Genomic DNA, 12,478 nt, shown 5'->3' on the forward strand with positions numbered 1-12,478 from the left:
CGCGCGTGGAACCAGCATCAGTTCCCTCGCGTGCACGCCGAACCGTCCGCCGGATTCTCCTGGCCGGCGCGGCCGGAATGGCGTGGCTGGCGCTCTCCGCGACCGGTGCCAGCGCCGACGCCGCCGCGGCTTACACCCTTGTCCCGGGCGGCACCGGCGTCGCCGTCGCGGCCACCAGTCCGGCCCCGTACGACGTCACGCTCAGTGCCCTGGCCACGAATTCTGCCGGCCCCACAGCGGAAGCAACGGCTTTTGCTGTGGTTCCAGACCCGATTCTGCCGGCACCGGAACCCACAGCCTCCGTTCCGGGCCCAGCCCTGGACACGCAGGCCCCCGTCGGTCCTGCTCCGGTCCCGACGCCGGACCCCGTCCCCGTCCCCGTCCCCGTGCCGGTGCCGGATCCGGTGGCCCCGGCCCCTGACCCCGTTTCCGTGCCGGTGCCGGTGCCGGGCCCCGCGGCCCAGGTGCCGGGCCCCGCGGCCCAGGTGCCGGGCCCCGCGGCGACGGCACCCGATCCCACACTCCCGGTTGTGGACCCCGTCCTGCCGGTTCCGGGCCCCGGCCTGGTGCCACCGGTGGTGGGTCCGGCCATCTCGCTGCCCGATCCGGTAAGTCCCCTTGCCGGAGACCTGGCCGCGGCACCTGGTCTCCGGGCTGCGTCGACGCCCGTGCCTCCGCCGGAAGCGGCGGTCACCTCGGGCGAGACTTCCGGATCGTTGCCTGGTTCCGCGGCTGCCAAAGAAGCCGCAGCAGCCCGACCGCCGGAAGGGCAGTCGACGGGATACCTGGCCGGCCCCAACGACGGCGGCCTCCCTCCCCTGTACGTTCCACCGCCCGGCTCCTACGGCGCCCTCTTCGCTGACGCTTTGCCGGACTCCGGGGAGCCTGCCGCCCCGCCGAATGCCCCCGCCCAGGGAAGCGCGGGCGCACCGCTGCCAAGCGGCACTGGCGGCACTGACGGCCCTGGCCCGTTGCACGGCGGCACGGGGTTGCCGGCACCCGACGCTGTGCCTCCGGCCCCCGGCTCGGGCTCCGGCTCGGGCAATGGCCACTCCAACGGGCCCACGGGTGCGGCTGCCTGGATTCCCGGCGTGTGCTTTTACCTGCCTACCACCGATGCCGACCCGATCCGCGGGCCGCTCCAGCACGCGCCTTCCGCCGTTTCCGCTGACCCCGGTTCTTCTCCTGACTAGTTAGGCCGTCCCTGTCTCCACAGGCACGGCCAATCGGGCTGCCATGGGCGCCCGCCATCAGTCATTCAGGAGATTTCCCAATGGACACCACCGTCCCCGGCCGGGCTTCCGGCACCCTCATTGCCACCAGGCTCCGCATTCCGGCGCCACCGCTGCCGTCTTCAGCGCGTCTTTCAACGCCTCCTTCCACGTCTCTGGTGCCGCCACGGCGCCCGGGCTCAGCAGCCGGGCACCAGCCGTCGGCGCCCCCCCGGGAGCGACCTCCCTAAGGCCGCCCGCTCCCGTCAAGGTCCTGTGACCGCCGGAGTGAAGTCGTTGGGTCCGATTGGGGGACTCAGCGGCATTCACTGGCTCCGGCGACATGGCGTCCGCCGGAGTGAAGTCGTTGGGTCCGCTGGGGGACTCAGCGGCATTCACTGGCTCCGGCGACATGGCGTCCGCCGGAGTGAAGTCGTTGGGTCCGCTGGGGGACTCAACGGCATTCACTGGCTCCGGCGACATGGCGTCCCTCGGTGCGGCCGGCCGCACGCAGCCTGGACTCAGGCCCACCGAGGGCGCGGACCCCGTAATATTCTTCAGGAGCGCCGCCGTGGCGCCCAGGGAAGGGACGGGGACATCGTGGATTTTGCGCCCGAAAGCGTCACGGCTGAGCTGCTGGGCGGCCGCTATCAACTGGGAGGAGTGATCGGCCGGGGCGGGATGGCTTCGGTCTACACCGCCAAGGACTTGAATCTGGGCCGGGACGTGGCGCTGAAACTCTTCGCGCCGCAGTCCGCCGATCCTGACGAACTCAGGCGCCAGGAGGCCGAGATCGAGCTGCTGGCCGGTCTGAGTCATCCGAGCCTCGTGACCCTGTTCGACGCCGGGACGGACACCCGGATCCCGGGGGAACCGCGGCCCTTCCTGACCATGGAACTGGTGGACGGCCAGGACCTCCGGACCAGGATCCGGCACAGTCCGGTGCCCCTGGACGAGCTGGCCGTCATCGGCGCGGGGGTAGCCGCTGCCCTGGCATATGTGCACTCGCTGGGCATCATCCACCGTGACATCAAGCCGGCAAACATCCTGCTGGTGCGGGTCCGGCCCGGTGAGCCCCTGCGGCCAAAGCTCACGGACTTCGGCATCGCCCGGAGCCTGGACGCGACGCGGCTGACGACCACCGGCACGATGGTGGGGACCGCCGCCTATCTGAGCCCGGAACAGGCCAGGGGCGCGGATCTGGGCCCGGCCAGTGACATCTACTCGCTGGGGCTCGTCCTGCTCGAGTGCATCAAGGGCGGGATCGAGTATCCGGGCAGCGCCGTGGAGTCGGCCGTGGCCCGGCTGCACCGCGCCCCCGCCATCCCGGACAGCGTTCCGGCCGGATGGGCGCACCTGCTGCGGGCCATGACGGCTCTGGATCCTCTCGCCCGTCCCGGCGCCGCGGCGCTGGAGGCGGCGCTGCGCCAGGCAGTGGTCTCGCCCGGGTCCGTTCCCGGCATCCTCGCCGAAGAGCATACCCGGGTACTGCCGGCACCGCCTGCACGCCCCCCGCGGCTCCCGGACCCCGGCACGCACCCGCGGCACCAGCCGGCTCCCGACGGCGTGACGGCACCTCGGCGTGGCCGGAACCCGTTCGTGGCCCGCACCGTGGCCCGCTTCCGGCAGGCCCGACGCCGGACCCGGGCCGTCCTGCTCCTGGCCGCCGTCATCCTCGTCGCGGGAGCCGCCGTCGTTGTCGCTGTCGCTTCCCCGGCGACGCCCGCCGTCGTCCCCTACCCGGCTGTCACCGGCACCCTGGGGGAACATCTGGACCAGCTGCAGAAGAGCGTGGAGCCATGAGCCCCAGCACCACCGGCCGGCGCCGCGGTGTCCGCTGTCCCCGCCGGCGATCGGCAACTGCGGTCTTCCTGGCCTGCGCCGCCCTGTTTGCCGGTGCCCTGGCAGGCTGCGGCGCACCTCCCGAGCTGCGTCCCGACGCGGCCAGGGCGCTCCAGACCCAGGTTCTCGCCGTCACCGAGGCCGCGGCCGCCGAGGACCCGGCCGGTTCGCTAAAACTCCTCGATGAGCTGGCCACCAGGTTGGATCAGGCCGCCGCCAGCGGCGCCGTTTCCTTCAAACGCCATCAAAACATCCGGGCCTCCATCGCCGCCGTCCGGACCGATCTCACCGCCCGGCAGGCCACGGCCGAAACGGCCCGGAAGGCAGCGGAACGGCTGGCAGCCGAAAAGGCGGCGGAGGAAGAAGCGGCCCGGGCTGCAGCCGCCGCTGCCCCGCCGGCCGCCGTGGTGGTTCCCGCGCCGGTCCCGGCGAACAGCGGCAAGGCCAAAGCGAAAGACAAGGGCAAGGACTAGCCCGGATTTTTCATCGGATGGCGGTCGGGGCGCCGGGCCTGGTTTTTGCCGTCCCGGCGGCCTGAATCGGATTTCGGGCGTGGCTGAAGGCCCGGGGGCGCCGGGCGGTGCGCGGGTTTCCACTGATCCCGTTGGTGTTCTTCTTTCCTGCTCGTGATTGTCCGGGGGGCTGTGGTGTCAGGTCCGCAGCAGGGGTGCGGGGCGGTTCGCGGCCGCGGCGATCCGGCTGATGGCTTCGAGCAGGGCGGCGATGAGGGGTTGCTCCGGCGCGGCGGCGGGCAGCAGCAGGTGGTTCCGGCGGGCGCGGGTGATGATCTTCCCGGCGGTGGCGAAGAGCCGGTAGCGCCAGCGTTTGATGTCCCAGCCCCGTGCCTTGTGGCCGTCGGGCAGGGCGGTGAGCTGGAGCCAGGAGACCAGGTTCGCGGCCAGGACCGCGAGGTTGGCCCAGGCCTGGTTGGCGGCGAAATCGAAGAAGGGGAGCTTTCCGAGCCCGGTGTTCTTTAGGGTTTTGATGCGGTTCTCGGCCCGGCCGCGGGCCCGGTGCCGGGCATCCAGAAAAGGTCCGTGCCAGCGCGGGGCATTCGTCAGGAACGCTGTCACACGGTGACCGTCGATGTCGAGCAGGGTCGGTGTCGCGCCGGGGTGCAGCGGTTCGGCGCGCAGGAAGATCTTCGTCCCGGGCGGGTAGTCCTGGAGCGGGATCACCTGGGTGGCGTTGATGACCCAGGCGTTGTCGCGTTCGACCCCGTCCTGGTCCAGGGCCGGCTGCCAGTATTTCTTGTCGTTGATCCAGTCGATCATGTGGGCCTTGCCGACCGGAACCGGGTACGAGGCGGAGAACTGCACGCCGCGCGAATGCAGGTACCAGAGGAACTTCCGGGACGCGCCGGCGCTGTCGGTGCGGACCAGGATCCTCTCCCCGTCCAGTTCCTCGTCCTCACCGTAGAGGGCGTCGGGCAGGACGGCGATGGCGGCCTCGAAGATGCGGATGTGGTCCCCGGCGTTGTTCGCCGTGGCCCCGCCGTGACGCAGCAGCACCGCGAGTTCCTCCCCGGTGCCGCTGCCGGCACCGTAATCAATGCTGGCGGTGAACGGGGCGAATCCAAAACCGCCCTTGTAGTTTCCGGTGGCCTGTTCCTTGTCCGAGTGCGAGGTCACCAAGGTGGCGTCGAGGTCGATGACCAGCGGGTCCGCGGCCGTCGCCTTCACCGCGGGGCTGCGGTCCCCGGCGGCTTCCCAGGCCCGGGTCCGCAGTTCCTTGGCCAGGGTCGAAAAGCCGTAATCGAAGACGTCCGGGTTCTTCACGGTGCGTTCGAAGAACCGCGAGACTGTTGCGTTCGAGGGCACCTGGCCGAACACGCCGGGCTGGGAGCGCAGGATGTCCAGGTCGGAGGCATGCTCGCCGCCGGCGGCGAGCATCACCGCCAGCGACCCGAGCAGCCTCCCGGGCCGGTGTGAGGCCGTCACGGGGACGAACTGGCCCAGCCGGTCCTCGCACAGGTCCCGGAACCCGAGGGCGTCGATGAATGAGGTCAGGATCCGTCCCCCGGCATGGGAGACCAGCGACTGGCCGGTGAAAGAAACCGGGACGGATGGGAAGACCTTGGTAGACTGGTGCATCGAAAAGGTGCTCCTTCAAGACACGGAAATAACGGCGTAGACACCCCTATTTTCCCTTGTCAGAGCACCTTTTCGTCTCTTAAACACACCCGTCAGCCCAACATTGATGAAAACCCCGGGCTAGGGCCCTGCCCTGTCGGGCAACCCCGACGTGAAGCCCCGCTCAGATGAAGACGGCTACGGAAAACGCCCCGCCTCCCGAAAGGGAGGCGGGGCGTTTTCGCTGCGGCATCGTGCTGCCGGCACCTCGCTGCGTCATCCCGGCGCCGGCAGTTCGTCGGCGGGCCGGGTGCTACTTGCTGAGCAGGGCCAGCACTTCGCTGAACTTTGCCGAGGGGCGCATGACGGCGGTGACCTTCGCCGCGTCGGGGCGGTAGTAGCCCCCGATGTCCACCGGGGAGCCCTGCACGGCCAGGAGCTGGCCGGTGATGGTTTCCTCGCCGGAGTCCAGAGCGCCCGAGACAGCGGCGAAAGCCGCGGCCAGCTCGGCGTCGTCCGTCTGGCGTGCCAGCTCCTGGGCCCAGAACTTGGCCAGGTAGAAGTGGCTTCCGCGGTTGTCCAGCTCGCCGGACTTGCGCTTCGGGGATTTGTCCTCGAGCAGGAAGGTGCCGGTGGCGCGGTCCAGGGTGTCGGCCAGGATCTGCGCGCGGGCGTTGCCGGTGCTGGTGGCGAGGTGCTCGAAGCTCACGGCCAGGGCGAGGAACTCACCCAGGCTGTCCCAGCGCAGGTGGTTTTCCTTCAGCAGCTGCTGGACGTGCTTCGGCGCGGAGCCGCCGGCGCCGGTTTCGAAGAGGCCGCCGCCGTTGATCAGCGGGACCACGGAGAGCATCTTGGCGCTGGTGCCGAGCTCCAGGATCGGGAACAGGTCGGTGAGGTAGTCGCGGAGCACATTGCCGGTGACCGAAATGGTGTCCTCGCCCTTGCGGATGCGCTCCAGCGTGAAGGCGGTGGCCTCGTCCGGGGCCATGATGGCGATCTGCAGGCCCTCGGTGTCGTGGTCCTTCAGGTATTCCTCGACCTTGGCGATCATCTGGGCGTCGTGGGCGCGGCCCTTGTCCAGCCAGAAAACGGCCGGCATGGCGGAAGCGCGGGCACGGGTGACGGCCAGCTTGACCCAGTCGCGGATCGGCACATCCTTGGTCTGGCAGGCGCGCCAGATGTCGCCGGGGGCAACCTGGTGTTCAACCAGCACGGTCCCGGCGTCGTCGACGATCTGGACGGTGCCGGCGGCGGTGATCTCGAAGGTCTTGTCGTGGCTGCCGTATTCCTCCGCGGCCTGGGCCATGAGGCCGACGTTGGGGACGGTGCCCATGGTGGTCGGGTCGTAGGCTCCGTGGGCGCGGCAGTCGTCGATGACCACCTGGTAGATGCCGGCGTAGCTGCTGTCCGGGAGGACGGCGAGCGTGTCGGCTTCCTGCCCGTCGCGGCCCCACATGTGGCCGGAGCTGCGGATCATGGCCGGCATCGACGCGTCGACGATGACGTCGGAAGGCACGTGCAGGTTGGTGATGCCCTTGTCGGAGTCGACCATGGCGAGCTCGGGTCCCTCGTTGAGGCCCTTGGTTATGAGGGCCTCGACGTCGCCGCGGATGTCCTCGGGGAGGTCCCCGAGGCCGTTGAGGATGGACGCGAGGCCGTTGTTCGGGCTCAGGCCGGCGGCGGCGATCTGCTTGCCGTAGGTGCCGAAGAGCTCGGAGAAATACACCGTGACGACGTGGCCGAAGATGATGGGGTCGGAGACCTTCATCATGGTGGCCTTCAGGTGGGCGGAGAACAGCACGCCCTCGTCCTTGGCCCGGGCCACCTGGGCTGCGAGGAACTCATCCAGCGCGGCGGCGCGCATCACGGTGCCGTCGATGACCTCGCCGGCCAGGACGGGGAAGGACCGCTTCAGGACCTTGACCGTGCCGTCTTCCTTGACGAACTGGATCTTGATGTTGGTGTCGGCCTCGATGACGACGGACTTCTCATTGTCGCGGAAGTCATCGGTGCCCATGGTGGCGACGTTGGTCTGCGAATCCGGGCTCCAGGCTCCCATGCTGTGCGGGTTCTGCCGGGCGTAAGCCTTGACCGAGAGCGGTGCGCGGCGGTCGGAGTTGCCTTCGCGGAGCACCGGGTTGACGGCGGAGCCCTTGATCTTGTCGTAGCGGGAGCGGATGTCCGTCTCCTCGTCCGAGGAAGGGTTGTCCGGGTAATCCGGCAGCGCATAGCCCTTGCCCTGGAGTTCCGCGACGGCTGCCTTCAACTGGGGCACCGAGGCGCTGATGTTGGGAAGCTTGATGATGTTGGCTTCCGGGTTCTTGGCCAGGGCGCCGAGTTCGGCCAGGGCATCACTGACCCGCTGCTCTTCGGTGAGGTAGTCGCCGAAAGTGGCGATGATGCGGCCGGCCAGCGAGATGTCGCGGGTCTCCACTTCCACACCGGCCGTGGACGCGAACGCCTCGACGATCGGCAAGAACGAATAGGTAGCCAGCATCGGCGCTTCGTCGGTGTGGGTATAGATAATCTTGGCCATTGCTCGGGCGTCTCCTGAAAGTCTGCGGATATCCGGAATCGGGTGTTAGTTCGACACCTCTAACTTACCCGAGGTGGCCAGATTGGTTCTTCCCGGCGTCGGACGCGGGCCCTCCGTGACGCCGCCGCGCACCCCATCAGCACCGGACATGCCCTCCGCTCAGGCCCGGGCGTGGACATATTCCCCTTGTGCCCAGTCCCGGGCACAAAAAATGGACATGCCCCCCGCCGGGCCTCCCCTGGTTGCTGCCGCGCACCCCATCAGCACCGGACATGCCCTCCGCTCAGGCCCGGGCGTGGACATATTCCCCTTGTGCCCAGTCCCGGGCACAAAAAATGGACATGCCCCCCGGGGAGGGGAGGGCATGTCCATTCGGACCCCTAAAGGAAGTGCCAGAGGAAGCCAGAGGAAGCCGGTGGCTAGTGGAAGAAGTGCCGGGCCCCGGTGAAGTACATGGTGATGCCGGCGGCGTTGGCCGCGGCGACGACTTCCTCGTCCCGGACGGATCCGCCGGGCTGGACGACGGCGCGGACGCCGGCGTCGATCAGGATCTGCAGGCCGTCGGCGAACGGGAAGAACGCGTCCGAGGCTGCCACGGCGCCGCGGGCGCGCTCGGGGGCACCGCTGGCGCCCGGTTCTGCCGTAACGGCCGCAGCCCCACCGGGGGCATCGCCCCCAACAGTACCGTCGGACTGTACGGTGACGCCCAGGGTGTTGGCGCGCTCAACGGCGAGGCGGCAGGAATCGAGTCGGTTCACCTGGCCCATGCCGATACCCACCGCAGCACCCTCGGAGGCGAGCAGGATGGCGTTGGACTTGGCCGCGCGGCAGGCGGTCCAGGCGAAGGTGAGGTCGGCCAGCGTTGCGGCATCGGCGGCCCCGCCGGCGGCGAGGGTCCAGTTGGCCGGGTTGTCGCCCTCGGCGTCGACCTTGTCCGTGGCCTGCACGAGCATGCCGCCGGAGACCTGGCGGAACTCGGTCGGGTAGCGGCCGTAGCCCTCGGGCAGCGTCAGGAGGCGGATGTTTTTCTTCTTGGACAGGATCTCCACGGCCTCGTCCTCGAAGCCCGGCGCGATGACGACCTCCGTGAAGATGCCCGCGACGGTCCTGGCCATGCTGGCGGTGACGGTACGGTTGGCCGCGATCACGCCGCCGAATGCGGAGACCGGGTCGCAGGCGTGGGCCTTGGCGTGTGCGTCGGCGATCGGATCGGCAGCGTCCGCCGAGCCCACGGCCACGCCGCAGGGGTTGGCGTGCTTGATGATGGCCACGGCCGGCCCGGCGAAGTCGAACGCGGCGCGGAGGGCGGCGTCGGCGTCGACGAAGTTGTTGTAGCTCATCGCCTTGCCGTGCAGCTGGTCGGCCTGCGCGATGCCGGCGGGAGCGGCCTTGTCCACATACAGCGCGGCCTGCTGGTGCGGGTTTTCGCCGTAGCGCAGGACCTCGGAGCGTTCCAGCGCGAGGCCGGCGTAGGCGGGCCAGTCGATGACGCCGTCGCCGTCCTCGTCGAGGAACTGGCTCGCGGTCCAGGTCGCCACGGCGTTGTCGTAGCTGGCGGTGTGCGCGAAGGCTTTGGCGGCGAGCCGGCGTCGGGTCTTCAGGTCAAAGCCGCCCGAAGCGGCGGCCCTGACGACGTCGCCGTAGGAGGACGGGTCCACCACAATGGCGACGGCGGCGTGGTTCTTCGCGGCGGAGCGCACCATCGCGGGGCCGCCGATGTCGATCTGCTCGACGACGTCGTCCTGCGCGGCGCCGGACTTCACGGTCTCCACGAACGGGTAGAGGTTGACGACGACGAGGTCGAACGGCTCGATGTCCATGTCCGCGAGGGTCTGCATGTGGGCCGGGACGCGGCGGTCCGCGAGGATGCCGCCGTGCACGCGCGGGTGGAGGGTCTTGACGCGGCCGTCGAGCATTTCCGGGGAGCCGGTGACTTCCTCGACTTCCTGCACCGGGATGCCGGCGGCGGCGATCTTCTTGGCGGTGGAGCCCGTGGAGACGATCTTGACGCCTGCCTCGTGCAGGCCCTTCGCGAGTTCCTCCAGACCGGTCTTGTCGTAGACCGAAACGAGGGCACGGCGGATGGGAACACGGTCGATGGTTACACGCTCAGGCTGCGTAAGGCTCACAAAGGTCTCCGTCTTATCTCGCGGCAGCGCCGCAGGTGGTGGGATGGGGCCAGTTTATCGCGTCGCGGCGCCGGGACCCCCCGCGCGCCGGATGGCGCCGGAGTGCGCGCGGGCATGGGCGCCGGGGTGGGCGCCGGACCGCGCGCCGGAGGACGAGGCCTGCCCGGGGACCGCTGCCTGCCCGTAGAGTTTTCCCAGGAGGCTGAGATGAATACGTACACCACTGTGCCCAGCGGCGAACAGGTGGTCCAGGAACTGCCGTGGCGGTGGCGGGTCCAGGGCCGGATTTTCCTGATCGGCGGACTGGGCTTCATGTTTGATGCCTGGGATGTGACGCTCAACGGCATCCTGATTCCGCTGCTGTCCAAGCACTGGTCGCTGGGCCCCGGCGACGCCGCCTGGATCGGCGCCTCGAACCTGATCGGCATGGCCCTGGGCGCCTTCGTCTGGGGCACCATCGCGGACACGATCGGGCGCAAGAAGGCCTTCACCGCGACGCTGCTGATCTTCTCGCTGTTCACCGTGCTGGGTGCGTTCTCGCCCGACTTCCTCTGGTTCTGCGTGTTCCGTTTCATGGCAGGCTTCGGCCTGGGCGGCTGCATCCCGGTGGACTACGCGCTGGTGGGCGAGTTCACGCCCCGCCGGCAGCGCGGCCGGGTCCTGACCGCGATGGACGGCTGGTGGCCGGTGGGGGCGGCGCTGTGCGGCTTCGTGTCCGCCGGGCTCGTGGCGGCGTTCGCGGACTGGCGGCTGACCATGCTCGTGATGGTGCTCCCGGCCCTGCTGGTGTTCTGGGTCCGGCGCAGCGTCCCGGAATCGCCCCTGTTCCTGATCCGCAGGGGCCGCCGCGAGGAGGCCGCCGCCGTGATCGATGGCCTGGTCGCTGCCACCGGCGCCGAGCCCCGCGCCTACAGCCTGCCCGCGCCGCAGGACGCGCCGCGGCTCTCCGCCGGCAGCGCGTGGACCCAGCTGCGCCTGGTCTGGCAGTTCAGCTGGAAGATCACGACGGCGGCCTGGGCGCTGTTCTTCAGCATCCTGCTGGTCTATTACCTGTCGCTGACGTGGATGCCCCGGATCCTGATCGGTGCCGGCTTCAAGGACTACGCGGCATTCCTCACGACGGCGTCGATGTCCGCCGTCGGGCTCCTCGGCGTGGTGCTGGCCGCCCTGCTCGTGGAGCGCGTGGGCCGGAAGTGGATCCTGGCCATCACCGGTCCGCTGTCCGCGCTGACGCTGGTGGTCGTGGCGGTGGTGGTGGACATCCCGACGGCTGCCGTGTTCTGGCTGCTCGTGTTCGGCTTCGTGGTGCAGGTGGCCATCCCCGTGCTGTACGCGTACGTGTCCGAGCTCTACCCGACGGAGCTGCGCGGCTCGGGCTTCGGCTGGGCCTCGACGTTTTCGCGGCTCGGCGCCGGGTTCGGGCCCGTGGTCTTCGCCGCGGTCCTGTGGCCGGAACTGGGGCTGGCGACGTCGTTCGCCCTGGCCGGCGGCCTGGTGCTGCTGTCCGTGCTGTGGATGGCGTTCTTCTCCCCCGAGACCAAGCAGCGCCGCCTCGAGTAGGAGCCCCGCGCAGCAGCCCAACTGACTGGCAGTTGTTGTCGTTTTGAGGCCTGAAAACGACAACTACTGCGAGTTACTTGGGTGACTTTTCAGCCGCGGCGAGGGACGCCAGCGTGGACACGAGCAGCCGGCGCTCCACCACCTTGATGCGCTCGTGCAGCGACTCCTCGGTCTCGCCGTCCCCGACCGCCACGGCCTCCTGCGCGATGATGGGGCCCGTGTCCACCCCGGCGTCGGCCCAGTGCACCGTGCAGCCGGTGACCTTCACGCCGTAGGCCAGGGCATCACGGACGCCGTGGGCGCCGGGAAAAGCGGGGAGCAGCGCCGGGTGGGTGTTGAGGTATTTGCCGCCGAAGGCCTCGATGAAGTCCGCGCTGACAATCCGCATGAACCCCGAGGACACCACCACATCCGGCGCGAAGGCGGCCACGGCCCCGGTGAGCGCCTCGTTCCAGGCCGCCCGGTCCGGGCAGGCCTTGAAGTCCACCACGAAGGTCGGGATTCCGGCGGCGGCCGAGCGCTCGATCCCGTAGGTCCCCGGCCGGTCCGCGCCGACGGCGGCGATCTCGACGTCGAGCCGCCCCTCTTTCACGGCGTCGATGACGGCCTGGAGGTTGGAGCCGGTACCGGACACGAGGACAACTATGCGCATCGTCCTAGCTTATGGGGCCGCTCGCGTAGGCTGGCAAACATGAATCCCCCGAACGGCCCCGCCGACAGCCAGCGGAGCCGTCAGCCGCCCAGCGAGGCGGCCAAAGCATCGCTCGTCAAGACCCACACCCTGTTCCGCATCTTCATCCTGGTGGTCCTGGGCTCGTTCTTCGTTTTCCGGCTGGACATCAGCTACCTGTGGCTGACCGCGCTCCTGACGGCGGTGGGCCTCGTACTGGGCATCATGGTGCTGATCCGGGCCCTCAAATGCAAGGAATCCCGGCTGGTGCTGTTCGGGACGATCGCCGGCCTGCTGGTCTCCGCGGTCATGGTCCTGGTGATCCTCGCCTCCGCAGCGTTCTTCAACCAGTTCCGCGATTACCAGGAGTGCACGCGCTCTGCCCTCACGCAGCAGAGGGCCTCCGAGTGCCGCACGCAGCTGGAGAAGTCGCTGTCGGCCCAGCTGCGCTGAGGCCG

Annotated in this window: 9 protein-coding genes; 5 read left to right on the forward strand and 4 right to left on the reverse strand. The window is 69.5% G+C overall.

Features of this window, described 5'->3' with window-relative positions; genetic code table 11:
• Nucleotides 1-5 precede the first annotated feature (5 nt).
• From ACQCSZ_RS14190 to ACQCSZ_RS14200, 3 genes are all read left to right on the forward strand, one after another.
• On the forward strand, nucleotides 6-1,193 hold the full coding sequence (locus ACQCSZ_RS14190; protein WP_427004396.1) for a hypothetical protein: 1,188 nt from the start codon (nucleotides 6-8) through the stop codon (nucleotides 1,191-1,193).
• 699 nt (nucleotides 1,194-1,892) lie between these two features.
• On the forward strand, nucleotides 1,893-3,014 hold the full coding sequence (locus tag ACQCSZ_RS14195; protein WP_427008348.1) for a serine/threonine-protein kinase: 1,122 nt from the start codon (nucleotides 1,893-1,895) through the stop codon (nucleotides 3,012-3,014).
• A complete protein-coding gene (locus ACQCSZ_RS14200; protein ID WP_427004397.1) occupies nucleotides 3,011-3,526 on the forward strand; it encodes a mucin-associated surface protein in 516 nt (171 codons plus the stop codon). The genes ACQCSZ_RS14195 and ACQCSZ_RS14200 overlap by 4 nt, the downstream gene beginning before the upstream one ends.
• Nucleotides 3,527-3,703: 177 nt before the next feature.
• Here ACQCSZ_RS14200 and ACQCSZ_RS14205 read toward each other — a convergent pair whose 3' ends face one another.
• From ACQCSZ_RS14205 to purH, 3 genes are all read right to left on the reverse strand, one after another.
• Complete coding sequence (locus ACQCSZ_RS14205; RefSeq protein ID WP_427004398.1) at nucleotides 3,704-5,146, reverse strand: IS1380 family transposase; 1,443 nt, start codon at nucleotides 5,144-5,146, stop codon at nucleotides 3,704-3,706.
• Nucleotides 5,147-5,438: 292 nt separating this feature from the next.
• Nucleotides 5,439-7,661 carry an NADP-dependent isocitrate dehydrogenase gene (locus tag ACQCSZ_RS14210; protein ID WP_427004399.1) on the reverse strand — a complete coding sequence of 741 codons (2,223 nt, stop codon included), beginning with the start codon at nucleotides 7,659-7,661 and terminating at the stop codon, nucleotides 5,439-5,441.
• 419 nt (nucleotides 7,662-8,080) lie between these two features.
• On the reverse strand, nucleotides 8,081-9,790 hold the full coding sequence (purH, locus tag ACQCSZ_RS14215; protein ID WP_427004400.1) for a bifunctional phosphoribosylaminoimidazolecarboxamide formyltransferase/IMP cyclohydrolase: 1,710 nt from the start codon (nucleotides 9,788-9,790) through the stop codon (nucleotides 8,081-8,083).
• Between the two features lie 207 nt (nucleotides 9,791-9,997).
• Between purH and ACQCSZ_RS14220 the strand changes: the two genes are divergently transcribed.
• Nucleotides 9,998-11,350 (forward strand): MFS transporter, encoded by a 1,353-nt coding sequence (locus tag ACQCSZ_RS14220; protein ID WP_427004401.1) that lies wholly within the window; start codon nucleotides 9,998-10,000, stop codon nucleotides 11,348-11,350.
• Nucleotides 11,351-11,423: 73 nt separating this feature from the next.
• On the opposite strand, the gene purN is transcribed toward ACQCSZ_RS14220, so the two are convergent.
• Nucleotides 11,424-12,002 (reverse strand): phosphoribosylglycinamide formyltransferase, encoded by a 579-nt coding sequence (gene purN, locus ACQCSZ_RS14225; RefSeq protein ID WP_427004402.1) that lies wholly within the window; start codon nucleotides 12,000-12,002, stop codon nucleotides 11,424-11,426.
• Nucleotides 12,003-12,041: 39 nt separating this feature from the next.
• Here purN and ACQCSZ_RS14230 point away from each other — a divergent pair, with 39 nt between their 5' ends.
• Nucleotides 12,042-12,473: a hypothetical protein gene (locus tag ACQCSZ_RS14230; protein ID WP_427004403.1), complete on the forward strand. Its 432-nt coding sequence runs from the start codon at nucleotides 12,042-12,044 to the stop codon at nucleotides 12,471-12,473.
• The last annotated feature ends 5 nt before the right edge of the window (nucleotides 12,474-12,478 follow it).

It is taken from the genome of Pseudarthrobacter sp. H2, assembly GCF_050157045.1.
Classification (GTDB): domain Bacteria; phylum Actinomycetota; class Actinomycetes; order Actinomycetales; family Micrococcaceae; genus Arthrobacter.